Raw genomic sequence first — 23,643 nt, forward strand, 5'->3', positions numbered from 1 at the left:
CGTTTCGCCGAGCTGCATCGCCAGCGCGCTGGCGATGCAGCTCAACTCCCATCAACCCCGAAACCCATCGAGTAATCTTGAACCCGGACTTCCATTTTTGATTGGTACGTCTACAGGGGGCAGGTCACTCTCACCTCCACGCCCCTTCCGGCCTGCTTGCACAGCATTGGTCCCAGCCCTCAAACCAGACCCACCATGAAGCACGGCTGACGGGCAGCCCGCTGTCACCCATAATCCCAGGGTAACCCCGCATTACCCGCCATGCCCCGCATCCAGTTCACCCTTCCCGAGCGCTTCCTCTTCTCGACCGACATCCCGATCTACATCAGCCACGTCAACCAGGGCGGGCATCTGGACAACGCTCAGCTACTGACGCTGGTGTCCGAAGCGCGTGTGCGCTTCTTCCGCTGGCTGGGTTACCAGGGTGAGCTGAACGTCGACGGGCAGTCCATCGTGGTGGGCGACATGATGGCGCAGTACAAGTCGGAGGCCTTCTACGGCGAGACCATGCAGGTCGACATGGTGCCGGACGACTTCAACAAGTACGGCTTCGATCTGGTGTTCCGCCTGACGGACAAGGCGACAGGCCGCGAAGTGGCCCGGGGCAAGACCGGCGTGGTCTTTCTGCGCGACGAGGGCGACGGCCACAAGAAGGTGGCTCCACCGCCCGAGGGCTTCATCAGCCGCCTGCGCGACCGCGGCGAGGCCCTGGGCTGGTCACCGAAGACCGTGTGAACCCGCTCCCGCGAACGCGGGGCGGCGCGGGGTTTCACTGAGCGCGTTCAATGCGCCTCGGCGCACGATGGGCATCACCGATTCACTCAACGGAAAGGCCCTACGATGAACCCGTCCCTGTGCGTCACGCCCGAGCAGCTGTTCACCACCTTCATGCACGCCGGCGGCTGGCCCAAGCTGGGCTGGTGTGCGGAAGACGCCGACGAACCCACGCTCACGTGCTTCGACGAGCGCTGAGCGCCGCGTCAACCCCGCCTCAGCGCGGGCTTGATGCGGCAGGCTCACACAATGAGCTGGCTCAGTTCGCCGGCACCACGGCGCCCTTGTACTTCTGCTGGATGAACTGGCGCGTTTCGGCGCTGCGCAGTTCGTTCACCAGCTTCACCAGCGCCGGGTTGTCCTTGTTCTCGGTGCGCGCCACCACCACGTTGGCATAGGGCGAGACCTTCTCGGCAAACAGCGCGTCCTGTGTGGGCGAGAGCTTGGCAGCCAGCGCGAAGTTCGAGTTGATCAGCGCCAGGTCCACCTGCGGCAGCACGCGCGGCAGCGTCGCGGCCTCCAGTTCGCGGAACTTCAGCTTCTTCGGGTTCGCCGTCACATCCTTGGCCGTGGCCAGGATGTTGTTGGTGTCCTTCAGCTGGATCAGCCCTTGCGCAGCCAGCAGCAGCAGCGCGCGCCCGCCGTTGGTCGGGTCGTTCGGAATGGCCACCACGGCGCCCTCGGGCAGATCGGCCAGCTTCTTGAACTTGGTCGAGTAGGCGCCCAGCGGCTCGATGTGGACGGGCTGGCCCACCACCGACAGCTTGGTGCCGTTGCCCTTGTTGAAGGTGTCCAGGTAAGGCACGTGCTGGAAGTAGTTGGCGTCCAGGTGCTTCTGGTCGACCTGCAGATTGGGCTGGATGTAGTCGTTGAAGACCTTCACTTCCAGTTGCACGCCCTGCTTGGCCAGCTTGGGCTTGACGAACTCGAGGATCTCGGCGTGCGGCACGGGCGAGGCGGCCACGACGATGCGGGTGGTTTGCGCCCACGAGGCGCCTGCGGCGAACAGCGGCAGCAGGCTGGCAATCACGGCGCGACGGACAACGTTGGTCATGGTGTTATTCCTTCAGCGGATGGAAACGGTTTTGTTGTGGACACGGGCGGACGCACGGATGCGTCAACGCTTCAGCAGGCGGTGCGCCAGCCGATCGCCGGCCGACTGCACGCACTGCACCAGCACCAGCAGCAGCGCAACGGTCACGATCATGACCTCGGTCTGGAAACGCTGGTAGCCGTAGCGCACGGCCAGGTCGCCCAGGCCGCCGCCGCCGATCACGCCGGACATGGCGGTGTAGGACACGAGCGTGACCGCGGTGACGGTGATGGCGCCGACCAGGCCGGGCAGCGATTCGGGCAACAGCACGCCGAAGATGAGTTGGTGCAGGCGGGCGCCCATGGCCTGGCTGGCTTCGATGACGCCGGGATCGACCTCGCGGAAGACGTTCTCGGCGAGGCGCGCGAAGAACGGGGCCGCGGCGGCGATCAGCGGCGGGATGGCCCCGGCCACGCCCAGCGACGAGCCCACCAGCTTCAGCGTGACGGGGATCATCACGATCAGCAGGATGATGAAGGGCAGCGAGCGCAGCGCGTTGATCAGCAGCGAGATGGCCGCATACAGACGCGGGCGCGCCAGCAGCTGGCCGGGGGCCGTCAGGAACAGCAGCACGCCCAGCGGCAGGCCGATGAGCACGGTGAACGCCAGCGAGACCCCGAGCATGGTCAGGGTGTCCAGGCTGGCCTGAAAGACTTCCGCCCAGTCGATGGCGGCAAAGGTTTGCCAGTCGAGCTCGCTCATTGGGTGATCCCCTCGTTCAACCAGCGGGCGTGCCCGCCCAGTTCGGCCACCAGCGCCGGGATGCGGTCCAACGGCACGTCGGCGCCCAGCACGTCGGCGCGCAGGCGGGCCACGGGCTCGCCCTTGATGTGGGTCACGCGGCCTTCCAGCAGATTGAGACGGATGCCGTGCTGCTCGCGCAGGCGGTCGAGCAACGGCGACTGGGCCGCCGCGCCCACGGCCGTGATCTGCAGATGGGCCGACCCGGTACGGTCGCTGCCCCCTCATCCAGCAGAAAGCCCGCATGCGCCAGCAGCGACCGGGTGGTGGCGTGCTGCGGGTCGAGAAACACGTCCAGCACGCGCCCTTGCTCGACGATGCGGCCCTGCTCCATCACGGCCACGCGGTCGCACAGCGAGTGGATCACGTGCATCTCGTGCGTGATGAGCAACACGGTGAGCTTCAGTCGCGCGCTGACGTCGGCCAGCAGGCTCAGGATCTGCTCGGTGGTTTCGGGGTCGAGGGCCGAGGTGGCCTCGTCGCACAACAGCACGTGCGGCTCGTTGGCCAGCGCCCGCGCGATGCCGACGCGCTGTTTCTGCCCGCCGGACAGTTGCGACGGGTGCCGGTCTTTCAGATGCGCCAGGCCGACGAGGGTCAGCAGTTCGTCCACACGGCGGTCCATCTCGGCGGCCGTGCGCCCGCCAGCCAGCTGCATCGGGTAGCGGACGTTGCCGGCCACCGTGCGCGACTGCAGCAGGTTGAAGTGCTGGAACACCATGCCGATGCGCTGACGCTGCTGCTGCAGTTCGCGGGGCGACAGCGCCGTCAGGTCGACACCGCCGACGCGCACCACCCCCTGGTCGGGGCGCTCGAGCAGGTTGACGGTGCGGATCAGGGTGCTCTTGCCGGCGCCGGAGCGGCCGATGACGCCGAAGATTTCACCAGGCTGCACGTGCAGCGACACGTCGTCGAGGGCCGTGACGGCAGCATGGCGCGCACCGCCGCGGGCCGGGTAGGTTTTGTGGAGTCGTTCGAGCGCGATCAAGACAGGTCACACCGTCGCGCGGGCACGCTCGTGGCGTGGGGCAACGGCTCTGGGGGCCAGACAAACCGAGAGTCTATACCGCCGCGTTCACGAAGCGTTCAACTCTCTGCGCATGACCTCAGTCGGCATCGGCATGAACCGCCCGCCGAACGACAATGTCGGCATGAGAGCACTGCATTACCTCACGTTCGAGATCAGCGAGGACACCGATGGCATCGACACCGTCGAGGGCATGGCGTCGACGGACGCCGCGGCGCACGCACACGCCCTGGCCGAAGCCCGTGCGGTGATCGAATGGGCCCGCGCGCACCATCCACACGGCCCCGGCCCCCTGGACGAAGGCTTCGACTGGGACCACGATCTGCAGGTGAGCCAGGACGGCGACTGGCACACCGTGACCCTGACGCTGAGTGGCACGGCGGCCTTCCTGGAAGCCTTCCAGCGGCAGTTCGCGACCAGCCTGGATTGAACCGCGCGGCGCTGGCCTTATGCGCGCGCCGCAGATCGACCCTCGCATAGACGTCCCCTGCCCATGCTTGCGCGCATTGCTTTGTTCTGCTGAAGCCGGTGGCTGCCTAGAGTCGGTGTTCCCACAAGGAGCACCGCATGACCACTGCCACACCTGACACCGCCACCGGCACCCTCGAGATCCGCCCTCTGAACGGGCCGCTGGGTGCCGAGGTCCTGGGCCTGGACCTGTCGCGCGACGTCTCGCTCGAGGACTTCCGCCGCATCCACCGTGCCCACCTTCAGCACCATGTGCTGGTCTTTCGCAACCAGCGCATCACGCCGGCTCAACAGGTGCGCTTCAGCGCCCGCTTCGGCCCGCTGCAACGCCATGTGCTGTCGCAGTTCGCCCTGCCGGATCACCCAGAGGTGCTGGTGGTGTCCAACATCGTCGAGAACGGCCAGCCCATCGGCCTGGGCGATGCCGGGCACTTCTGGCACTCGGACCTCTCGTACAAGGAGCGCCCCAGCCTGGGCTCCTTCCTGCACGCGCAGGAGCTGCCATCGGCCGGCGGCGACACGCTGTTCGCCAACCAGCATCGCGCCTGGGAAGACCTGCCGCTGGCCTTGAAGGTGGCGGTGGCCAGCGCCCGTGCCGAGCACACCTACACCGCCCGCTACGCCGAGTTGCAGGCCCGCAGCCCGTGGCGGCCCAACCTCACTGCGCGGCAGCTCGCCGAAGTGCAGCCCGTCGTGCATCCCGTGGTGCGCACCCACCCTGAAACGGGACGCAAGGCGCTGTTCGTCAGCGAGCACTTCACGACCCGCATTGTCGGCATCCCGGAGGATGAAAGCCGCGCCCTGCTCGACGAGCTGTTTGCGCGGAGCACGCGGCCCGAGCTGCAGTACCGCCATGTCTGGCGCCCCCACGACATGGTGTTCTGGGACAACCGCTCGGTGACGCACCTGGCCGCGGGCACGCCAGCCCACCTGCGCCGCAAGCTGTACCGGACCACGGTCGAAGGCGACGTGCCCTTCTGACCGGGCGGACACGCCCCTCGATCCCGCTGCTCGATCCCCAAGGCTCACCTCGCGAGCCACCATGCCGCATCCAGACGGCGACCTCCCCCCACTGACACAAAACCATGAAGCTTTCACATCGTCTCGGCGCCCTCCTCGCCGGCCTCGGTCTGGCCACCACCCAGCTGGTCGCCCATGCCGAAGGGCAGATCCGCATTGCGCAGCAATTCGGCATCAGCTACCTGCTGCTGCACGTCGTTCAGGATCAGAAGCTGATCGAGAAACACGGCAAGACGCAGGGCCTGACCATCACCCCGCAGTGGCTGCAGCTGTCCGGTGGCGCGGCCATCAACGACGCGCTGTTGTCGGGCGCCATCGACATCGGTGGCGCTGGCATCGGCCCCATGCTGACGCTGTGGGATCGCACCAAGGGCCGCCAGAACGTCAAGGGCGTGGCCTCGCTGGGCAACACGCCGTACTACCTGATCAGCACCAACCCGAACGTGCGCACCGTGGCCGACCTGAGCGAGAAGGACCGGATCGCGCTGCCGGCCGTGGGTGTGTCGGTGCAGTCACGCTACCTGCAGCTGGCCGCGGCCAAGCGCTGGGGCGATGGCGGCTTCAACCGGCTCGACAAGTTCACCGTGACGCTGCCCCACCCCGAAGCGCTGGCCGCCATCGTCCGCGGAGGCACCGAGGTCAATGCCCACTTCGCCACCCCGCCGTTCCAGGAACAGGAACTGGCGGCCAACCCCAAGGCCCGCGTCATCCTCAACTCGTATGACGTGCTGGGCGGGCCTTCGTCGCCCAATGCGCTGTACGCCACCGAGGCCTTCCGCACGCAGAACCCCAAGACCTACCGCGCCTTCGTGCAGGCCCTGGCCGACGCCTCGAAGCTGATCGCGCAGCAACCCGAGCTGGCCGCCGACATCTACTTGCGTGTGAACAACGCCAAGCTCGATCGCGAACTGCTGCTCAAGGTCATCCGCAGCCCGGAGGTGCAGTTTTCGTTGACCCCGCAGAACACCTTCGTGCTCGCCGACTTCATGGCCCGGGTGGGCGCCATTCGCAACCGGCCGGCCTCGGTGCAGGACTACTTGTTCAACGACGCGCACCTGCGAAGCGGCAGCTGAACCGGGAGGGTCCATGAGCGAGATCGAGAACCACGCGCATCACCGCCCGCTGCTCCAGGTCGATGGCGTCAGCCTGGTCTACCGCACGGCGGTTCAGGAAGTGCGCGCCACACACCAGGTGAGCTTCGACGTGCACGAGGCCGATCGCTTCGTGCTGCTGGGCGCATCCGGATGCGGCAAGTCGTCGCTGCTCAAGGCGATCGCCGGCTTCATTCCGCCCACCGAGGGCGAGATCCGGCTGGAGGGGCGCGCCGTGCAGGGCCCGGGCCCCGATCGCATTGTGGTGTTCCAGGAGTTCGACCAGCTGCCACCGTGGAAGACGGTGCGCGAGAACGTGATGTTTCCGCTGCTGGCCTCGGGGCAGCTGGGCCGCCGGGAAGCCCGCGAGCGCGCCGAGGTCTACCTCGAAAAGGTGGGGCTGAGCCGCTTTGCCGACGCGCATCCGCACACGCTATCGGGTGGGATGAAGCAGCGTGTGGCGATTGCCCGGGCATTGGCCATGCAACCCCGCGTGCTGTTGATGGACGAGCCCTTTGCGGCGCTGGACGCGCTGACACGCCGGCGCATGCAGGAAGAGCTGCTGGCCCTGTGGGACGAGGTACGCTTTACCCTGGTGTTCGTCACCCACTCCATCGAAGAGGCGCTGGTGGTGGGCAACCGCATCGGGCTGCTGTCACCGCATCCCGGGCGCGTGCGGGCCGAGCTCAACAGCCAGGGCTGGTCGCTCGACCGCCAGGGCGAAGCTGGCTTCCAAGCCACGGTGCAGCGGATCCACCGCCTGCTTTTCGATGACGGGGACACGGGCGCCGCGGGTGCCGCCGCCACACCGCGCGCCCCGGTCATCCCCTTGCCAGAAAGGAGGCAGGCATGAGCACGGCCCATGTGACCGCTGCGCGCGCAGCCCCGCCCGTACGGGCCGAATACGAGCGCGAACTGGCTCCGCTGGGCCCGCTGCAGGCGGCCCGGCCTCTGCCATGGCACACGCGCTTGCGCGGCCACCCCGGCACGCGGCAGGCCCTGATTCTTCTGGTGCTGGCCGGCGTGTGGGAAGCAACCGCCCGCTGGCAGCACAACGACCTGCTGCTGCCCACGTTCACGGCCACATTGCAGGCCTTGATCGAGGGGCTGTCGTCAGGCGAGTTGCTCGTGAAGACGGCCGTGTCGCTGAGTACCTTGCTGGAGGGCTATGCACTGGGCGTGCTGGCTGCCTTTGCGTTCACCGCACTGGCGACCACCTCGCGCTGGGGGCGCGACCTGCTGAGCACGCTGACGGCCATGTTCAACCCGCTGCTGGCCATCGCCTTGTTGCCCCTGGCCCTGCTGTGGTTCGGCCTGGGCAAGGCCAGCCTGCTGTTCGTGCTGGTGCACGCCGTGCTGTGGGCCGTGGCCCTGAACACGCTGGCCGGCTTTCAGTCGGTGCCGGAAACGCTGCGCATGACTGGCCGCAACTACGGGCTCACGGGCGTGCGCTACGTCGTGCAGATCCTGCTGCCCGCGGCGCTGCCCTCGGTGCTGTCCGGCCTGAAGATCGGCTGGGCCTTTGCCTGGCGCACCCTGATTGCGGCCGAGCTGGTGTTCGGTGCCACCTCGGGCCAGGGCGGTCTGGGCTGGTACATCTACCAAAACCGCAACGAGCTCTACACCGACCGTGTGTTTGCCGGACTGGTGCTGGTCATCCTGATCGGCCTGTTGGTCGAAGGGCTGGTGTTCCAGACGCTGGAACGGCTCACAGTACGGCGCTGGGGTCAACAGCGCGGATGAGATGTCTGCAGAGAAAAAGGGCCGCGACACACGCCCCGGCGTCGCGGCCCCTGTCAGAAGCTCAAACCGTGAGACTCAGCGTACGCGGCCTTCCTTCCAGGCGTTGAGCAGCTTGTCGTAGGCAATGGTCTCGCCCTTGGGCTTCTCGTTGGCCAGCTTCTTCCAGGGGGCGTGCTGGTCCGACAACCACTTGTCGGCGCTCTCCTTCTTGTTGAGCTTGGGAGCGCACTTCGCCATGCCGGCCCGCTCCAGACGGGCCATGACGTCGTCCATCTCCTTGGCCAGGTTGTCCATGGCAGCCTGCGGTGTCTTCTCGCCGGTCACGGCCTGGGCCACGTTCTTCCACCACAGCTGAGCCAGCTTGGGGTAGTCAGGCACGTTGGTGCCGGTGGGCGTCCAGGCCACGCGCGCCGGGCTGCGGTAGAACTCGATCAGGCCGCCGTACTTGTTGGCGTTCTGGGTGAAGAAGTCGCTGCGGATGTCGCTGTCGCGAATGAAGGTCAGACCGTTGATCGACTTCTTCAGCGACACGGTCTTGGCCGTCACGAACTGGGCGTACAGCCAGGCTGCGGCCGTGCGGTTGGCATCGTGGTCCTTGAAGAAGGTCCAGCTGCCCACGTCCTGGTAGCCGTTCTGCATGCCCTGCTTCCAGTACGGGCCGTTGGGGCCAGGGGCCATGCGCCACTTCGGCGTGCCATCGGCGTTCACCACAGGCAGACCCTTCTTGGTCATGTCGGCCGTGAAGGCGGTGTACCAGAAGATCTGCTGTGCGATCTGGCCCTGGGCCGGTACCGGACCGGCTTCGCCGAAGGTCATGCCAGTGGCTTCCTTGGGCGCGTACTTCTTCATCCAGTCCACATACTTGGTCAGCGCATAGACCGCAGCCGGCGAGTTGGTGGCGCCGCCGCGCTCCACCGAGGCGCCCACTGGCGTGCACTTGTCGTCGGCCACACGAATGCCCCACTCGTCCACGGGCATGCCGTTCGGGATGCCCTTGTCGGCCGTACCCGCCATCGACAGCCATGCGTCGGTGAAGCGCCAGCCCAGCGACGGGTCCTTCTTGCCGTAGTCCATGTGGCCGTAGATGGGCTTGCCATCGATCTGCTTCACATCGTTGGTAAAGAACTCGGCGATGTCTTCATAGGCGCTCCAGTTCAGCGGCACGCCCAGGTCATAGCCGTACTTGGCCTTGAACTTGTCCTGCAGATCCTTGCGCGCGAACAAGTCGGCCCGGAACCAGTAGAGGTTGGCGAACTGCTGGTCAGGCAGCTGATACAGCTTGCCATCCGGCGCCGTGGTGAAGCTCGTGCCGATGAAGTCCTTCAGGTCCAGACCGGGGTTGGTGTAGGCCTTGCCCGCACCGGCCATGTAGTCGGTCAGGTTGAGGATCTTGCCGTAGCGGTAATGCGTGCCGATCAGATCGGAGTCAGAGATCCAGCCGTCGTAGATCGACTTGCCGGATTGCATCGAGGTCTGCAGCTTCTCGACAACGTCGCCTTCCTGGATGAGGTCGTGCTTGACCTTGATGCCCGTGATCTCGGTGAAGGCCTTGGCCAGGGTCTTGGCCTCGTATTCGTGGGTGGTGATGGTCTCGGAGACGACCGAGATCTCGTTGACGCCCGCCGCCTTGAGCTTGGCCGCGGCATCGATGAACCACTTCATCTCGGCGAGCTGCTTGTCCTTGCTCAGCGTGGAGGGCTGGAACTCGCTGTCAATCCACTTCTTGGCCTCGGCTTCGCCGGCATGGGCCGTCATCGTGCCCAGCGCGCAGGCGGCCGCAAAGGCCATGGCGGTGTAACGCATCTTCATGGGTGTCTCCTCAGTCTGGCGTCTCACGGTTGCTGCCCCTGGTTGTCAAGGTCGCCTGAGCCCCGGGGCAGCACCGGGCCGGCATCCTGTTCTTGTTCTGTGGCGCGCTCAGCCTTTGCGCATGATCAGCGCCAGCACCGTCATGGACAGCACGAAGCTGATCCACACGCTCGGCTCCTCCGACAGGCTCAGCCAGGTCGCCATCTTCTCGGCCAGGCCGACGAAGATCAGGTTGATGTAGGCCGCGGTGAGCAAGCCGATGAACAGGCGATCTCCGCGGGTGGTCGCCATGGGCAGAAAGCCCTTGCGCAGCCGCGTCGGCGACTTGATCTCCCACACTGTCATGCCCACCAGCATCAGGGCGATGCAGGTGAAGAACACCGCCACCGGGGTCGTCCAGACCATCCAGTCGAACATCACAGATCTCCTTACACGCGGCCCATCGCGAAGCCCTTCGCGATGTAGTGCCGGACAAACCAGATGACGATGGCACCGGGCACGATGGTCAACACGCCGGCGGCGGCCAGCGTGGCCCAGTCCATGCCCGAGGCGCTGACCGTACGGGTCATGGTGGCCACGATCGGCTTGGCGTTGACGCTGGTCAGCGTGCGCGCCAGCAGCAGTTCCACCCAGCTGAACATGAAGCAGAAGAAGGCCGCCACGCCAACACCCGCCTTGATCAGCGGCAGAAAGATGGTGAGGAAGAAGCGCGGGAAGCTGTAGCCATCGATGTAGGCTGTTTCATCGATCTCACGCGGGATCCCGCTCATGAAGCCTTCGAGAATCCACACGGCCAGCGGCACGTTGAAGAGCAGGTGAGCCAGCGCCACGGCGATGTGCGTGTCCATCAGTCCCACGGTGGTGTAGAGCTGGAAGAACGGCAGCAAAAACACGGCGGGTGGCGTCATCCGGTTGGTGAGCAGCCAGAAGAACACGTGCTTGTCGCCCAGGAAACTGTAGCGGCTGAAGGCGTAGGCGGCCGGCAGCGCCACCGTCAGCGAGATCACGGTGTTCAGGCCCACGTAGATCAGGCTGTTGATGTAGCCCGAATACCAGCTTTCGTCGGTGAAGATGGTGCGGTAGTTGTCCCAGGTGAAGTGGCTGGGCCACAGGCTGAAGGACGACAGGATCTCCTCGTTCGTCTTGAAGCTCATGTTGACCATCCAGTAGATGGGCAGGAGTGCGAAGACGATGTAGGCGATCAGGAACAGGCTGCGCTTCTGGAATCGGCGTTCAGTCATGGACGGCCTCCGACTTGGTCTGGCCCAGGCTCTGCATCCAGTTGTAGAGGACGAAGCAGAACAGCAGGATGATGAGGAAATAGATCAGCGAGAACGCCGCAGCCGGGCCGAGGTCGAACTGGCCGACGGCTTTCTGCGTCAGGTACTGCGACAGGAAGGTGGTGGCATTGCCCGGACCGCCGCCCGTGAGCACGAAGGGCTCCGTGTAGATCATGAAGCTGTCCATGAAGCGCAGCAGCACGGCGATCATCAGCACGCCGCGCATCTTGGGCAGCTGGATGTAGCGGAACACGGCCAGCTTGCTGGCGCCGTCGATGCGGGCAGCCTGGTAGTAGGCATCCGGGATGGACCGCAGACCCGCATAGGCGAGCAGCGCCACCAGCGGCGTCCAGTGCCACACGTCCATCAGCAACACCGTCATCCAGGCGTGGGTGGCATCGCCGGTGTAGCTGTACTCGATGCCCAGTTGCTGCAGTGCATGGCCCATCAGACCGATGTCGGCACGGCCGAAGATCTGCCAGATGGTGCCGACCACGTTCCAGGGCACGAGCAGCGACAGCGCCACGATGACCAGGGTGGCCGACGCCTTCCAGCCCTGGGCCGGCATGCACAGCGCCAGCGCGATGCCCAGCGGCAGCTCCACCAGCAGCACGGCCAGCGAGAACTTCAGCTGGTTCCACAGCGCCGCATGCAATTCCTCGTCGCGCATGACGGCCGCGAACCACTCGGTCCCGACGAACACGCGTCGCTCCGGGCTGATGATGTCCTGAACCGAGTAGTTCACCACGGTCATCAGCGGCAGGATGGCTGAAAAGGCCACGCAGATGAACACGGGCAGGATGAGGAACCAGGCTTTCTGGTTCACAGGCTTGTTGGTCTGGCTCATGCCATGAGCTCCTCGTTCCTGTAGAAGCAGGTGTGCTCACCGAGGACGCGCAGTCCGACGGACGAGCCCACAGTGGGCGCCACGACATCCGGCGACAGGCGCGCCTTCAGCGTCTGGCCGGCTGCCTCGCAGGTCACCAGCTGGTAAGTTCCGATGTCCTGCACCTGGCGCACGGTGGCAGGCAGGGTGTCGGGCAGCCCGGAGGCTTCCACGCCCAGGTACTCCGGCCGGATGCCCAATCTCAGCGCCCCTTCCGGCAATCGGCCCACGCCCGGCGTGGCCGCCGACCCAAGCGGCACCCCGCCCACGTGCAGCACGCCCGCATCGACCTGAGCAGGCAGGAAGTTCATGCCCGGCGAGCCGATGAAGTGCCCCACAAAGGTGTGGGCCGGGCGCTCGAACAGGGCCTCGGGCGTGCCGAGTTGCACCACCTTGCCGCGGGTCATGACGACGACCTGATCGGCAAACGTCAGTGCCTCGACCTGGTCGTGCGTGACGTAGATGAGCGTGAGCCGCAGCTCGTGATGGATCTGCTTGAGCTTGCGTCGCAGCTGCCATTTCAGATGCGGATCGATCACGGTCAAGGGCTCGTCGAACAGCACGGCCGACACGTCCGGACGCACGAGCCCGCGGCCCAGCGAGATCTTCTGCTTCTGGTCTGCACTCAGCCCGGCTGCACGCTGATCGAGCTGGTGGCTCATCTCCAGCATCTCGGCAATCTGTCCCACGCGCTGGCGGATCTGGGCAGCAGGCACCTTGCGGTTCTTCAGCGGAAAGGCCAGGTTCTCGGCCACGGTCATCGTGTCGTAGATGACCGGGAACTGGAAGACCTGGGCGATGTTGCGCTGCTGCGGCGTCGCGCGTGTCATATCCTGGCCATCGAAGCGCACACTGCCATGCGAGGGCACCAGCAAGCCCGACATGATGTTGAGCATCGTGGTCTTGCCACATCCCGAGGGCCCGAGCAGCGCATAGGCGCCGCCGTCCTCGAAGGTCATCTTCAGCGGGGTCAGCGCGTAGTCGCTGTCCTCGCGGGGGTTCGGCTTGTAGGAATGAGCCAGATCCAGATCGATGCGCGCCATCAGCGGCCTCCTGTGTGGCCGGCGGGCCCGCGCACCGGGGCCACCAGCAGATCGCCCTGCGCATCGAAGGCATACGCCTGGCCGGGGCTGAGGTAAAGGGTCAGCGACGCGCCGAGTTCGAAGTCGTGCACGCCGGTCAACTGAGCGACCAGTTCGCCCACCAGCGTGTGCACGTGCACGAAGGTGTCCGAGCCCGAGATCTCCGCCAGTTGCACGGTGCCGGGCAGCGCCAGGTCGCCCGGCCGGCTGTGCACACGCAAGGCGCTGGCGCGCACGCCCACCGTGAGCTGGCGGGTCGCCTTCGGTGGCAGGGCGAGACTCAGCGTGGGGCCGCCTTGCAGGCGCACCAGATCGCCCTGCATCTCGGCCGGCATCAGGTTCATCGGCGGATCGCTGAAGGCCCGGGCCACGCGCAACGACCGCGGCCGGTGAAAGACTTCGGTTGTCGGCCCGTACTGCAGCACCTCGCCCTGGTCCATCACGGCCGTGTAGCCACCCAGCAGCAGGGCCTCGGCCGGCTCGGTGGTGGCGTACACCACCGTGGCGTCGCCCGCCGCAAACAGCGCGGACAGCTCCTCGCGCAGCTCTTCGCGCAGCTTGTAATCCAGGTTGACCAAGGGCTCGTCCAGCAGCATCAGCGGAGCCTGCTTGGCCAATGCGCGCGCCAGCGCCACCCGCTGCTGCTGTCCGCCAGACAGCGCCGATGGCAGCCGATCCAGAAACACCTCGATGTGCAGGCGCGCAGCCAGTTCGCGTACGCGCCGGTCGATGTCGGCCCGCGGCTGCCCCATCAGCTTGAGCGGTGAAGCGATGTTGTCGTACACCGTCATCGACGGGTAGTTGATGAACTGCTGGTAGACCATGGCCACATTGCGCTCGCGCACGGGCATGCCGGTCACATCCTGCCCGTCCACCCGGATCTTGCCGGTGGTGGGCACATCCAGTCCGGCCATCAGACGCATCAGGCTTGTCTTGCCGGCCTGCGTGGCCCCCAGCAGCACGGTCACGGCACCCGGCTCGGGCGACAAGGTGGTCTCGTACAGCCAGGTGTCGGCACCCACCTGTTTGGTGATGGCTTCCAGCGTGAGCTTCATGCGCGCGCCTTCTCGTCTTGATTCACGGGGTGGTTCTCCATCCAGTCGGCCACCTGCGCACGTTCGGCGGTGGTGAGGTGCAGACCGAGCTTGCTGCGGCGCCACAGCACGTCATCGGCCGTCACGGCCCACTCGTCGCGCTGCAGGTAGCGCAGCTCGGCTTCATACAGACCGGGTGCCACCTCGGCACCCAGGTCGCTCAATTGGTGAGCGGGACCCAGCACCCGCTCGACGCGCGCGCCATAGGCACGCGCCAGACGGCGGGCCAGCTCGGCAGGCAACCATGCATGGCGGGTGCGCAGCACACTGACGAATCGCTCGAAATCGGTATCCGGCCGCTGCGGGGTGCCGATCCAGGCGCGCAGGTCGCCCCCGGGCAGGCTGGCGCCTTCCGTCCAGGGTCGGCGGGCATCGCCGAGAAGACGCCCCACCTCGGTCGCGGCATCTTCGGCCAGCTTGCGGAAGGTGGTGATCTTGCCGCCCCATACCGTGAGCAAGGGCGCCCCGTCGGCCTGCGTTTCAAGCAGGTAGTCGCGCGTCACGGCCGAGGGATCGCCCGAGGCATCGTCGAGCAGGGGGCGAACACCGGAGTAGGTCCACACCACGTCGCTCGGGGAGATGGGCCGGGTGAAGTAGCGGCTGGCCTGCTCGCACAGGTAGGCGACTTCGTCTTCCCCGATGCAGGCATCGCGCGGATCGCCATGCAGTTCCTGGTCGGTGGTGCCGATCAGGGTGAAGTCCTGCTCGTAGGGGATGGCGAAGATGATGCGCTTGTCGGGGTTCTGGAAGATGTAGGCATGGTCATGCTCGAAGCAGCGCGGCACGACGATGTGCGAACCTTTGACCAGGCGCAGGCTGCGGGTGGCCAGGGCCTCGGTTCCCGCCGGGCGGGCCACACCGCGCAGGAAGCGCTCGGCCCACGGCCCGGCGGCGTTCACCATGGCACGTGCGCGCACGGTGTGCTCTCGCCCCCAGGCGTCCACGACGGTGGCCGTCCACTGCTGGGCGTCGCGGCGCACGCCCGTGCAGCGGGTGCGGGTGTGCACGGCTGCCCCCTTGTCGCGCGCATCGAGTGCATTCAGCAGCACGAGACGGGCGTCGTCCACCCAGCCGTCCGAGTAGACGAAGCCGCGGGTGTAACGCGGCTGCAGCGGCGCGCCCACGGCATCCGTCCGCAGGTTCACGCCGTGCGAGCCGGGCAGGACCTCGCGACGCGCCAGATGGTCATACAGGAACAGCCCCAGCCGGATCAACCACGCAGGGCGCATGGTCGGGTCGTGCGGCAGCACGAAGCGCAACGGCCACATGATGTGCGGCGCCGAGCGCAACAGCACCTCGCGCTCCTGCAAGGCCTTGCGCACCAGGGAGAACTCGTTGTATTCCAGGTAGCGCAGGCCACCGTGGATCAGCTTGGTGGACGCCGACGAGGTGTGCGCGGCAAGGTCGTCCTGTTCGACCATGAGCACGCGCCAGCCGCGCCCCGCGAGGTCGCGGGCGATGCCTGCGCCGTTGATGCCACCACCCACCACCAGCACATCGACGCTGGCGGGCGGCGCTTCGCCTCCGGGCGAAGAAGGGGTACGAGAGGTCAAGAAGGGTCTCCTGGCAAGGCGGGGGGCCTCCCATCAGGCCCTGATCCGAACCACCGATCATGCGCGAAAACTGCGCGAATGAATGCTCGCTTGGTTCGTTTTATGTTCGTCTTTTTCTTTTGTAGCAGCCTTGTCGCGCTTTCTCGCTCAGTGATTTCCCTATTAGCGGTTCGTTTTGTTCGTTTTAAGCTTCAGTTAATCATCGTTCGCGCAGCCCGACCGCGCCATCCGCACCTTTCCGGTTGACAAAAACGCGCGTTGCACGCGGCATGATTCGCCCATGAGCACCAAACCCCGTCACATCGCCTTGCTCGACGAGGTCCGCGCGCGCGGCACCGTCACCGTCGAGGCCCTGGCCGAGCAGTTCGGCGTCACGTTGCAGACCGTGCGGCGCGATGTGCAGCGTCTGGCGGAGGCCGGGCTGCTGATCCGTTTTCACGGGGGGGTCAGGATGCCCACCTCGACCACCGAAAACATCGCCTATCGGCAGCGACAGGAGCTGGAATCCGAAGGCAAGGCGCGCATCGCCCGCGCCGTGGCCGCACGCGTTCCCGACGGATGCTCGCTCATCCTCAACATCGGCACGACCACCGAGGCCGTGGCACGCGCCCTGATGCACCACAAGGGCCTGCGCGTGATCACCAACAACCTGAACGTGGCGGCCATCCTGTCCGACAACCCCGACTGCGAAGTCATCATTGCCGGCGGCGTGGTCCGCGCACGCGACCGGGGCATCGTCGGCGAAGCGACGGTCGACTTCATCCGCCTGTTCAAGGTCGACATCGGCCTGATCGGCATCAGCGGCATCGAGACGGACGGCTCGCTGCGAGACTACGACTACCGGGAAGTGAAGGTGGCACGCGCCATCATCGAGCAGTCGCGCCAGGTGTGGGTGGCTGCAGACCACAGCAAGTTCGGCCGGCCTGCCATGGTGCATCAGGCCCGCCTGGACGAGATCGACGCCTTGTTCACCGACACCGAGCCGCCCGAGCCCTTCCCCGCCCTGCTGCAGGACGCGGGCGTGGAATGTGTGGTGGCCCAGCCCTGACGAAAGCACACCATGACCTATCTGCTGGCCCTGGACCAGGGCACATCCAGCTCACGCAGCATCGTCTTCCGCACGGATGGATCGATCGCGGCGATGGCACAGCGCGAGTTCCGCCAGATCTATCCTCAGCCCGGCTGGGTCGAACACGATCCGCGCGAGCTGTGGTCCACCCAGCTCGACACCGCGCGCGAGGTGTTGCACAAGGCCGGCGTGACGGCTGCAGCCATCCGCGCCATCGGCATCACCAACCAGCGCGAAACCACGGTGGTGTGGAACCGCCGCACGGGTGAGCAGATCTACAACGCCATCGTGTGGCAAGACCGGCGCGCCGAACCCGTCTGCGCCGAGCTGCGGGCACAGGGCCACGGCGAGCGGGTTCAGGCCCTGACCGGGCTGCGCATCGACGCGTACTTTTCAGCCACCAAGCTGAAGTGGATCCTGGACCATGTCGATGGGGCGCGCGCCGCGGCGGTGCGCGGCGAACTGGCCTTCGGCACGGTCGACACCTGGCTGGTGTGGCAGCTGACCGAGGGCCGGGTGCACGCCACCGACGTGAGCAACGCGGCGCGCACCATGCTGTTCAACATCCACACGCAGCAATGGGACGATGAACTGCTGGCCCTGTTCGGCATCCCGCGGGCCATGATGCCCGAGGTGCGCCCCTCGTCGGCGCACTTCGGCGATACCACTGCGCTGGGGGGCGAGCTGACGATCGGCGGCATCGCTGGCGACCAGCAGAGCGCGCTGTTCGGCCAGGCCTGTTTCAAGGCCGGGCTGGCCAAGAACACCTATGGCACGGGCTGCTTCATGCTGATGCACACGGGCGAACAGGCCCAGGCCAGTACCAACGGCCTCATCACCACGGCCGCCGCGCAACCGGGACCGACGCCGGCCTATGCCAACGAAGGCAGCGTGTTCATTGGCGGCGCGGTCGTCCAGTGGCTGCGCGACGGCCTGCGCGCCATCCAGGCCTCAAGCGAGGTGCAGCAGCTGGCAGAGAGCGTGCCCGATGCGGGCGGCGTGGTCTTCGTGCCCGCCTTCACAGGCCTGGGCGCACCCTACTGGAATGCCGACACGCGCGGTGCCATCGTCGGGCTGACCCGCGGCTCGACCGTGGCCCACATTGCCCGCGCGGCGCTGGAAAGCATTGCCTTCCAGAGCGCGGCCCTGCTGCAGGCCATGAGCCGAGACGCGGTCGCACGCGGCGGGGCGCCGGTCAGCGAGCTGCGGGTCGACGGTGGCGCCTGCGTCAACAACCTGCTGATGCAGATCCAGGCCGATCTGCTGGGCATCCCGGTGGTGCGACCCAAGGTGATCGAAACGACCGCCCTGGGCGCCGCCTACCTGGCTGGTCTGCATACGGGTGTCTACAAGGACCTGGCGGAGCTGGAAGCCCAGTGGCAGGTCGACCGGCGTTTTCTGCCGACGCTGTCGCGCGAAGAAGCCGAGCGCCGCATGGCGCAGTGGGAGCACGCGGTGCGCCAGACCGTGGCGCCCTGAGCACTCAGGCTTCGCGCCGCTGCAGGTGCAACGCCACGCGCTGGGCCTTCGGCAGCGCAGCCCGCGCCCGCAGCTGGCCACAGCCGCCGTCCACGTCCTGGCCGGCCGAGTGACGCAGCTTGGTCAGCACGCCGGCACGGTGCAGGGTGCGCGCGATCTCGGCGGCCTTCTCCCATGACGGGCGCTGGTAGGGCAGCTCGGGCACGCTGTTGTACGGGATCATGTTCATCAGCGCGTACTTGCCCTTGAGCAGGCGCACGATGCCCTCGATCTCATCGGGCCCGTCGTTGATGCCGTCCAGCAGCGTCCACTGGTACTGGATCGGGTAGCCGGTGGCCCGCGCATAAGCCTCGCCAAGCTCGACGAGTTCAGCCGGGTCCATGCGGGGGGCACGGGGCAGCAGCTCGGCGCGCAGATCGGGCTTGGTCGTGTGCAGCGACAGCGCCAGCGCCGGCTTGACGCGGCCGCGCGGCAGCTGCTCGAACACCCGGTGATCGCCCACGGTCGAGAAGACCAGGTTCTTGTGGCCGATGTTGCCGACGGTGCCCAGCAGGTCGATGGCTTCCAGCACGTTCTCGAGGTTGTGCGAGGGCTCACCCATGCCCATGAACACGACCTTCTTGACCGGGCGACGCGTGCGGGCCAGCGCCACCTGGGCCACGATCTCGCCACTGGTGACCTGGCGCACCAGGCCTTCCTTGCCGGTCATGCAGAACACGCATCCCACGGCGCACCCCACCTGGGTCGACACGCACAGGCCATCACGCGGCAGCAGCACGCTTTCCACGGTCTGGCCATCGGCCAGCTCGACCAGCAGGCGCGCCGAACCGTCTTCACCGGGGTGCTCGGATTTCAGCCGCGCCAGGCCGGCCAGCTCGGCGGTGAAAGCCGGCAACATGCTCCGCACGGCCTCGGGCAGAAAGTCCTCGGGCTTGCGGCGGCCGTGGTCCTGCGGCAGGGCCTGCGCCCACAGGCGCAGCACGCGCTGCTCGTGAAGGGGACGGGCGCCGTGCTCGCGCAGGCGCTGGCGGAGGGTCTCGATGCGCATGGATCAGGGAAAAGGCAGGCCGGCAGTGTAGGCGCTGCGGGCGCGGGCTGTCATGCGCCGAGGTGCGCCGGCCTTCAGTGCCAGAGCAGGCCCAACAACAGCCAGCCCCCCGTGACAAGCAGCATCCACGCGAACAGCGTCCTCATGCGCTGCTCGGGCAGGCGGTGCGCCAGCGCCACGCCGGCCGACACCGTCAGCATGCCGCTGGCGGCCAGCGGCAGCCCCATGTGCCAGTCAACCCGGTGGGCCTGCGCGTAGCTCAGCAGCGCGATGATGGAACTGGGCGCGACCAGCGCCAGCGACAGGCTCTGCGCCACCGTCTGACGCTGTGCGAACACGCCGGTGAGGATCGGGGTGGCGACCAGCCCGCCGCCGATGCCGAGCAGGCCCATGCTCGAGCCCCCCACCATGCCGACCAGCGGGATGTAACGTTCGGGCACGCGGGGGGTGGCCTCGTCGGGCCGGCCTTGCGCGGCGGCACGCTGGCGGGCCCGCAGCTGCCACAGCAGCCGCCAGGCCAGCAGCATCAGGAAGACGCTGAACACCGTGCGCAGCAGCGCCGAAGGCAGGCCGATGGCCACCTGGGCCACGAGCCAGGTGGTGGCCGTGGCGCACAGCCCGATGCCCAGCGCGCGGGGCAGCGGCACCGGATACAGGCGGCTGTAGCGCCACCAGCCCACCAGCAGGTTGGGCACCATCATGACCAGTGCCGTGCCCTGCGCCAGGGCCTGGTCCATGCCATAGCCCAGCACCAGCAGCGGGATGGCGATGATGCCGCCCCCGATGCCGAACAGCCCCCCGAAGAAACCCATCAGGGCGCCCAGCAGCAGCGCGGGCAGGAAGGCGAGCAGGTCGGCAGGAAACAGCATGCCGTCATGATGATTGGCAGCCTCCTCCGCATCAATGGCGGCCTATTCATTTGATTCGTGCGTTCAGTGCAAGAATGTGGCTGCCCCGCGTGTTCCTTGCCCGACCGCCTGCCGATGCCCTCGTCCACCTCCCAGTCCACCCAGGCCGACCTGGCCTTCTTCACCACGCTGGCACGGCACCCCAGCCTGGCCGCCGCCGCACCCGAGCTCGGCCTGTCGGCGCCGGCCGTGAGCCGCCGGCTGGCCGCGCTGGAACACCGCCTGGGCGTGCGGCTGCTCAACCGCACCACACGGCGGCTGAGCCTCACGCCGCAGGGCGAGCGTTATCTGGAAGAAGGTGGGCGCTTGCTGCGCGAGATCGAGCAGCTGGAACGCGCCCTGGGCGCCAGCCGCGACGCGCCGCGGGGTCTGCTGCGCATCAACGCCACCTTCGGCTTCGGCCGCCGCCATCTGGGCCCGGCGGTGTCCGACTTCGTGCGACAGCACCCAGCCGTCGAGGTGATCCTGGAGCTGACCGACCGGCCGCTGGACCTCACGGCCCATGCGATGGACATCGGCATCCGCTTCGGCGTGCCGCCCGATGCGCGCGTGCTGGCACGGCAGATCGCGGCCAACCGGCGCCTGCTGTGCGCCGCACCGGCCTATCTGGCCGCCCACGGCACGCCAGCGCATCCACGTGATCTGGCGCGGCACCAGTGCATCGTCATCCGGGAAAACAATGCGGCGTACAACACCTGGCACCTGTCGGACGGACGCCAGCAGGACACGGTGAAGGTGCGGGGCGCCCTGGCCAGCAACCATGGCGAGATCGCCGTGGACTGGGGCCTGGCCGGCCACGGCATCCTGTTGCGTTCGGAATGGGATGTGGCGCCCTACCTGCGATCAGGGGCGCTGCAGCGCGTGCTGCCGGCATGGTCGGACCCTTCGGCCGACATCCATGCCATCTACCCGCAGCGGCACCATCTCTCGGCCACCGTGCGGGTGTTTCTGGACTTTCTGGCAGACCGCTTCGCGGCCTATCGCCCCGACTCGCCGCAGCAGGCGGCCAGCTGGTGACCGCGGGGGTCAGTTGCGGCGCGGGGCCGGCGCGTAGTTGCCGCTGCGCTCGATGTGGCGGAAGGTGATGCGGCCCTTGGTCAGGTCGTACGGCGAAAGTTCGAGCGACACCTTGTCACCCGCCAGGATGCGGATGTGATGCTTCTTCATCTTGCCGGACGTGTAGGCCACCAGCTGGTGTCCGTTGTCCAGGGTGACGCGAAAACGAGAGTCGGGCAGGACTTCGTCAACGACGCCGTTCATTTCGATCAGTTCTTCTTTGGCCATGGAATGGAACCGGTTGGACGCCCGACAGACGCAACGGCGACGGCCGCGGCCAAAGCATCAGGCAAGACAACGAAAGAAACCTTCGAGTGTAGCATGGCGGCCACACCCCGTCCAGCCTCCAGCCGACGCACCTCCGGCGCCGAGATGCTCAGACGCCCGCTTCGAGCTGAGCGCGACCCGGCAGGGGCCCCAGGGCCGGGGCATTGCGCGTCAGGATGACGTGCATGACGCAGCCGGGCAGGAGCGCCATGCCGCGGAGCTGTACCCGGTGCTCCGTCAAGGTGAAGCTGGCCTCCACCAGGGCGTGGCCCAGCGCCATGACCTCGCCCGCCCGCCCCATGGCCTGCAGCAGTGCGCGCCCCTGAGCGGCCATCGCCTGGGCCTCCTCCGGGGTGCCGCTGTGGGCCACCACGACCTGGCTCTGCAGGTTGAACAGGCACACGCGCTGCACGCCCGGCTGGCGCAGCAGGTGGTGCACGCAGCGCTGTGCCAGCAACTCGGTGTCGTTCACCACCAGGCTGTCCGGCCGCTCGGCGGCGGCCGGGGGCGGTGCCACCAGGGCCAGCGTGCGCAGGATCAGGCGCTGCCCCGCGGCCATCCTGTCCTGCATCTGGTTCCAGGTGGAGCCCAGGTAGATCCAGAGCTGATCGGCCCGCCGCACGGCGGGGGCCATCCGGGCCGGGATGCCGGTTTCGGCGCGAAAACGGGTGATCTCGTTGACGAAATCCGGCGAGGTCCTTGCCGGCATGAAGATCAGGTTGCGGCACAGCCAGCCAGTGCGCTGGCGGTGGATCTCGTTGCGCAGCGTGTCGGTGGCCTGGGCTCGCAGCGAGGCCGACTGGTCCGGCACCAGCAGCGCCACCAGCTCGGCCCGCGCCATCAGCATCAGGCCGAGCTGAATGCGCGTCGCCTCGTCGGCGCCAGCATCCACGTCGGCACAGAAGACCCGTACCGCGCCGCCATCCTGCGTGGGGCTGTCGAGGAAGAACAGCGTGGCGAGGGTATCGCCGTAGCCTTGGCGCCGAACCACCAGCCGCTGCACGGGCCAGCCGGACGCCCGGGAGATGTCGAGCAGCCCCCGGCGGGCGCGTCCGCCGCCCAGGTCGGCGATGGCCATGTAGCGCAGTGAGCTCTGCTCCAGCTGCATGCGCAGGGCTTGCGCCGGATCGCACGAGACGAAGAGCTCGCGCACGTGCCGCCCCACCGGTTCTCCGATGTCGGCTGGCACGGTGCGGCCGCGGGCGGACACGGGCTCGGCCAATTCGGTGACAACGTTGGTGTCAGCCCAGAATCGGGCCGGTGCAGGCTCGTGGGAGTCGGTGGACATCCCGAAACTGTCGCACTGCCGTCCCCATCACACCATTGGCCGGATGGCTAATTCCACCCTCAGTGCGGCTTGCGGGGCCCCTTGAACGAATGGGGGGTGTAGACGTTGCCCGCCTTGTCGACCCGGGGACGGGCACGGCGCGCACGGTTGATCACCTCTTCGGCGGCCTTGGCCGCGGCCTGCTGGTCGGCACGGCGCCGCACCAGGCGCCGCACACCGTGCACAGCCCCCCGGGCCCGACGCCATCCGGCGAGGCCGACGCGGTCACGCCAGAAACGGTCGAAGCGGGCACGCCGTGCAGGCCCGAGCAACAGGCGAACGAGCAGCACGCCGCACACGAGCGCGACAGCCAGAGCGATCCACGACGACATACCGGCAACCATGGTGGCATGCTAGCGCGAAGCGGTCGGCCTGTGTATGCGGCACGCGCTCAGCGGCGCAGGACGATGTGGGCGCCAGCCGGCACGTCGGCCTCGTCCACATAGGCAATCGCCCCCGGGATGTTGGCCACCGCCAGCAGCAGGTCGGGCAGCGGCCACACCTCGCGCGGGGGCACCCCCTTGCCGACGTAACGGCGCACCGTCCAGTAGGCGGTGTAGCCGTCTTCGGTCTGCTGCAGGTAGTCGGCCAGGAAGCGCTGACGCAGGGCGTGTCCGGCCGGCGCGTGCAGGGGCACGACGGGCACACCGTCGACCTCGATCACGCGGCCGGTGTAGATGCGCTGGACGGTCTGCAGGTCGAGCTTGCGCACGTTCGGGTGTGCGATGACGACGACGCCGGCGTGTGCAAGCACCGCCGATCCGAGGCCGAGCGTCAACACCAGCGTGCGCAGCACCATGAGGAGGCAGCGAGGGAAGCGGAACATGG

At 67.3% G+C, this 23,643-nt stretch carries 26 protein-coding genes and 1 pseudogene; 10 read left to right on the top strand and 17 right to left on the bottom strand.

Annotated features, from left to right (window positions below):
* Positions 1-261 precede the first annotated feature (261 nt).
* Together QZ709_RS20590 and QZ709_RS20595 are read left to right on the top strand one after the other, a co-directional pair.
* Positions 262-735 (top strand): thioesterase family protein, encoded by a 474-nt coding sequence (locus tag QZ709_RS20590; RefSeq protein ID WP_294639417.1) that lies wholly within the window; start codon positions 262-264, stop codon positions 733-735.
* Between the two features lie 105 nt (positions 736-840).
* On the top strand, positions 841-972 hold the full coding sequence (locus tag QZ709_RS20595; RefSeq protein ID WP_294639418.1) for a hypothetical protein: 132 nt from the start codon (positions 841-843) through the stop codon (positions 970-972).
* Between the two features lie 61 nt (positions 973-1,033).
* On the opposite strand, the gene QZ709_RS20600 is transcribed toward QZ709_RS20595, so the two are convergent.
* The 4 genes and pseudogenes from QZ709_RS20600 to QZ709_RS20615 form a co-directional block, all read right to left on the bottom strand.
* Entirely contained in the window at positions 1,034-1,828 is a 795-nt protein-coding gene (locus QZ709_RS20600; protein ID WP_294639419.1) for a MetQ/NlpA family ABC transporter substrate-binding protein, read from the bottom strand.
* Between the two features lie 63 nt (positions 1,829-1,891).
* Positions 1,892-2,569 carry a methionine ABC transporter permease gene (locus tag QZ709_RS20605; protein WP_294639420.1) on the bottom strand — a complete coding sequence of 226 codons (678 nt, stop codon included), beginning with the start codon at positions 2,567-2,569 and terminating at the stop codon, positions 1,892-1,894.
* The gene (locus QZ709_RS20610) at positions 2,566-2,787 is read right to left on the bottom strand and encodes an NIL domain-containing protein (protein ID WP_294639421.1); all 222 of its coding nucleotides are present in this window, start codon (positions 2,785-2,787) and stop codon (positions 2,566-2,568) included. Before QZ709_RS20610 ends, QZ709_RS20605 begins: the two co-directional genes overlap by 4 nt.
* A 71-nt stretch (positions 2,788-2,858) precedes the next feature.
* Positions 2,859-3,596 (bottom strand): annotated as a pseudogene (locus tag QZ709_RS20615) (ATP-binding cassette domain-containing protein); the annotation flags it as partial.
* A 163-nt stretch (positions 3,597-3,759) separates the two neighbouring features.
* Between QZ709_RS20615 and QZ709_RS20620 the strand changes: the two are divergent.
* The 5 genes from QZ709_RS20620 (at position 3,760) to QZ709_RS20640 (ending at position 7,957) form a co-directional block, all read left to right on the top strand.
* A complete protein-coding gene (locus QZ709_RS20620; RefSeq protein WP_294639422.1) occupies positions 3,760-4,065 on the top strand; it encodes a hypothetical protein in 306 nt (101 codons plus the stop codon).
* A gap of 137 nt (positions 4,066-4,202) precedes the next feature.
* Entirely contained in the window at positions 4,203-5,084 is an 882-nt protein-coding gene (locus tag QZ709_RS20625) for a TauD/TfdA family dioxygenase (RefSeq protein WP_294639423.1), read from the top strand.
* Positions 5,085-5,188: 104 nt separating this feature from the next.
* Complete coding sequence (locus QZ709_RS20630) at positions 5,189-6,196, top strand: ABC transporter substrate-binding protein (RefSeq protein WP_294639424.1); 1,008 nt, start codon at positions 5,189-5,191, stop codon at positions 6,194-6,196.
* Positions 6,197-6,209: 13 nt separating this feature from the next.
* Positions 6,210-7,067 (top strand): ABC transporter ATP-binding protein, encoded by an 858-nt coding sequence (locus QZ709_RS20635; RefSeq protein WP_294639425.1) that lies wholly within the window; start codon positions 6,210-6,212, stop codon positions 7,065-7,067.
* Positions 7,064-7,957, top strand: a complete 894-nt coding sequence (locus QZ709_RS20640; protein ID WP_294639426.1) for an ABC transporter permease — start codon at positions 7,064-7,066, stop codon at positions 7,955-7,957. Before QZ709_RS20635 ends, QZ709_RS20640 begins: the two co-directional genes overlap by 4 nt.
* A 75-nt stretch (positions 7,958-8,032) precedes the next feature.
* On the opposite strand, the gene QZ709_RS20645 is transcribed toward QZ709_RS20640, so the two are convergent.
* From QZ709_RS20645 to glpD, 7 genes are all read right to left on the bottom strand, one after another.
* Positions 8,033-9,766, bottom strand: coding sequence for an ABC transporter substrate-binding protein (locus QZ709_RS20645; protein ID WP_294639427.1), 1,734 nt, complete (start codon positions 9,764-9,766; stop codon positions 8,033-8,035).
* A 108-nt stretch (positions 9,767-9,874) separates the two neighbouring features.
* Positions 9,875-10,183, bottom strand: coding sequence for a DUF2160 domain-containing protein (locus QZ709_RS20650; protein ID WP_294639428.1), 309 nt, complete (start codon positions 10,181-10,183; stop codon positions 9,875-9,877).
* 11 nt (positions 10,184-10,194) lie between these two features.
* Positions 10,195-11,007, bottom strand: coding sequence for a carbohydrate ABC transporter permease (locus tag QZ709_RS20655; RefSeq protein WP_294639429.1), 813 nt, complete (start codon positions 11,005-11,007; stop codon positions 10,195-10,197).
* Complete coding sequence (locus QZ709_RS20660; protein ID WP_294639430.1) at positions 11,000-11,893, bottom strand: carbohydrate ABC transporter permease; 894 nt, start codon at positions 11,891-11,893, stop codon at positions 11,000-11,002. Before QZ709_RS20660 ends, QZ709_RS20655 begins: the two co-directional genes overlap by 8 nt.
* Positions 11,890-12,975, bottom strand: coding sequence for an ABC transporter ATP-binding protein (locus tag QZ709_RS20665; protein ID WP_294639431.1), 1,086 nt, complete (start codon positions 12,973-12,975; stop codon positions 11,890-11,892). The genes QZ709_RS20660 and QZ709_RS20665 overlap by 4 nt, the downstream gene beginning before the upstream one ends.
* Positions 12,975-14,069, bottom strand: coding sequence for an ABC transporter ATP-binding protein (locus tag QZ709_RS20670; protein ID WP_294639432.1), 1,095 nt, complete (start codon positions 14,067-14,069; stop codon positions 12,975-12,977). Before QZ709_RS20670 ends, QZ709_RS20665 begins: the two co-directional genes overlap by 1 nt.
* Entirely contained in the window at positions 14,066-15,661 is a 1,596-nt protein-coding gene (glpD, locus tag QZ709_RS20675) for a glycerol-3-phosphate dehydrogenase (protein WP_294639433.1), read from the bottom strand. Before glpD ends, QZ709_RS20670 begins: the two co-directional genes overlap by 4 nt.
* Positions 15,662-15,941: 280 nt before the next feature.
* Here glpD and QZ709_RS20680 point away from each other — a divergent pair, with 280 nt between their 5' ends.
* Together QZ709_RS20680 and glpK are read left to right on the top strand one after the other, a co-directional pair.
* Complete coding sequence (locus QZ709_RS20680) at positions 15,942-16,709, top strand: DeoR/GlpR family DNA-binding transcription regulator (protein ID WP_294639434.1); 768 nt, start codon at positions 15,942-15,944, stop codon at positions 16,707-16,709.
* A 12-nt stretch (positions 16,710-16,721) separates the two neighbouring features.
* A complete protein-coding gene (glpK, locus tag QZ709_RS20685) occupies positions 16,722-18,209 on the top strand; it encodes a glycerol kinase GlpK (RefSeq protein WP_294639435.1) in 1,488 nt (495 codons plus the stop codon).
* A 4-nt stretch (positions 18,210-18,213) separates the two neighbouring features.
* On the opposite strand, the gene QZ709_RS20690 is transcribed toward glpK, so the two are convergent.
* Complete coding sequence (locus tag QZ709_RS20690) at positions 18,214-19,257, bottom strand: RNA methyltransferase (RefSeq protein WP_294639436.1); 1,044 nt, start codon at positions 19,255-19,257, stop codon at positions 18,214-18,216.
* Between the two features lie 74 nt (positions 19,258-19,331).
* Complete coding sequence (locus QZ709_RS20695; RefSeq protein WP_294639437.1) at positions 19,332-20,126, bottom strand: sulfite exporter TauE/SafE family protein; 795 nt, start codon at positions 20,124-20,126, stop codon at positions 19,332-19,334.
* A gap of 114 nt (positions 20,127-20,240) precedes the next feature.
* Here QZ709_RS20695 and QZ709_RS20700 point away from each other — a divergent pair, with 114 nt between their 5' ends.
* Positions 20,241-21,182 carry a LysR family transcriptional regulator gene (locus tag QZ709_RS20700; protein WP_294639438.1) on the top strand — a complete coding sequence of 314 codons (942 nt, stop codon included), beginning with the start codon at positions 20,241-20,243 and terminating at the stop codon, positions 21,180-21,182.
* Positions 21,183-21,191: 9 nt separating this feature from the next.
* On the opposite strand, the gene infA is transcribed toward QZ709_RS20700, so the two are convergent.
* From infA to QZ709_RS20720, 4 genes are all read right to left on the bottom strand, one after another.
* Complete coding sequence (gene infA / locus QZ709_RS20705) at positions 21,192-21,449, bottom strand: translation initiation factor IF-1 (RefSeq protein WP_294639439.1); 258 nt, start codon at positions 21,447-21,449, stop codon at positions 21,192-21,194.
* A gap of 148 nt (positions 21,450-21,597) precedes the next feature.
* Positions 21,598-22,776 (bottom strand): hypothetical protein, encoded by a 1,179-nt coding sequence (locus QZ709_RS20710; protein WP_294639440.1) that lies wholly within the window; start codon positions 22,774-22,776, stop codon positions 21,598-21,600.
* Positions 22,777-22,835: 59 nt separating this feature from the next.
* Positions 22,836-23,159 (bottom strand): hypothetical protein, encoded by a 324-nt coding sequence (locus tag QZ709_RS20715; protein ID WP_294639441.1) that lies wholly within the window; start codon positions 23,157-23,159, stop codon positions 22,836-22,838.
* 47 nt (positions 23,160-23,206) lie between these two features.
* Positions 23,207-23,641 carry a hypothetical protein gene (locus QZ709_RS20720; protein ID WP_294639442.1) on the bottom strand — a complete coding sequence of 145 codons (435 nt, stop codon included), beginning with the start codon at positions 23,639-23,641 and terminating at the stop codon, positions 23,207-23,209.
* Positions 23,642-23,643: the final 2 nt, after the last annotated feature.

This window comes from uncultured Aquabacterium sp., assembly GCF_913773725.1.
In the GTDB taxonomy this organism is placed as follows: domain Bacteria; phylum Pseudomonadota; class Gammaproteobacteria; order Burkholderiales; family Burkholderiaceae_C; genus Aquabacterium.